The sequence below is a fragment of the Siminovitchia sediminis genome, assembly GCF_042680885.1.
Classification (GTDB): domain Bacteria; phylum Bacillota; class Bacilli; order Bacillales; family Bacillaceae_C; genus Siminovitchia; species Siminovitchia sediminis.
In genome coordinates this window covers 1-1170 of the sequence record NZ_JBHUEO010000100.1, presented here as the reverse complement: position 1 = coordinate 1170, position 1170 = coordinate 1, and the positions used below count along the sequence as shown (strand labels likewise).

1 protein-coding gene is annotated in these 1170 nt (G+C 45.9%); it reads right to left on the bottom strand.

Translation table 11 applies throughout. The features are described 5' to 3' along the window. Window positions 1–94: 94 nt before the first annotated feature. A partial coding sequence (locus ACFSCZ_RS17715; RefSeq protein ID WP_380775838.1) for an IS1182 family transposase occupies window positions 95–1170 on the bottom strand: 1076 nt, incomplete at its 5' end.

The following is a 1170-nucleotide window of genomic DNA, read 5'->3' as shown; positions in this document are numbered from 1 at the left end:
TGTTTTTTTCTCTACAGGCTTTTTTATTTTACATTTAGACGACTTGTATCTAGATTTTTGTGTTTTTATTTTTAAGAAAAAGATTCCCATCCACCTAGACCTGTCTATCCAGATGTATGGCAATCTTCTTCATGTTCTGGCAGGCTGCTGTAAGCAACACTTGCTCGCTGACCTTCTGTAATCCCCTCAACCGGCAATAACGAAGCCCGTGCAGTTCTTTTGAATCTGCGAAGCTTCGTTCGACTTTTTCCTTTCTGAATTTATACAGCATTTTTCCCGAAGGGGACAGGCGGTTCAGCCGTACCTTCTCTTTGTGTTCCTCCCAGACATGGCGGGTGACCACCTTTTGGTGGTTTTTTGATCGGGTACACTTTTCCAGGAGCGGGCAGGCCGCACACTTATTCGGATCTGATTTATATTCCCTGTAGCCTTCCCGGTTGGTAGTGGAATAGGACAGTATCTCCCCGTTGGGACAGATATAGATATTTTGTTCTTCGTCGTACTCAAACTTCCATTTTGGAAACAGTCCTTGTGTCGGATGGTATCTGCGATGGGCAATGACCCCAAAAATATCTCTGTCAGACAGACCTTTACAGATGGGGTTTGTCAGATAGCCGGAATCTAAAGCAACAGCCTCCACATGTAAGCCAAACCTGTTGATCTGCCGGTCCAAACGTTCAAGGTAGGGAACGGAGTCATGCACATTTCCCGGAGTGACGAAGGCATCCGTGATAATGTTAAATTTCATGTCGGTCGTCCGATGGTCCAGATAGCAGAACATTTCCTGTTTATGATCCCGTGACATGAACCCACAGTCAGGGTCGGTCGTGCTCTTTCGGATCTCTTTTGTTTTCTTCACTTCCTCTCTGGCTTTTAGAGGCTTTTTTCCCTGTTGTCTCCGGTCCTCCTCAATGGCCTTATCCAAATCACCAATATATTCCCGCGTCTCTACTTCAACGATTTCTTTCGTATATTTATGCTTGTTGGCACTAGCTTTCAGATGGGTGGAATCAGTGAACAACACTCTTCCGCCTACCATCCGGTGGCCCTGTGCCTGGAGAACAATTTCATCGAAGATCTCCTGGAAGATGTCAGTATCCTTGAATCTATTACAGCGATTCCAGCTTATGGTGGAATGATGTGGCACCGGATCCGTCAAGCGAAGGCCTA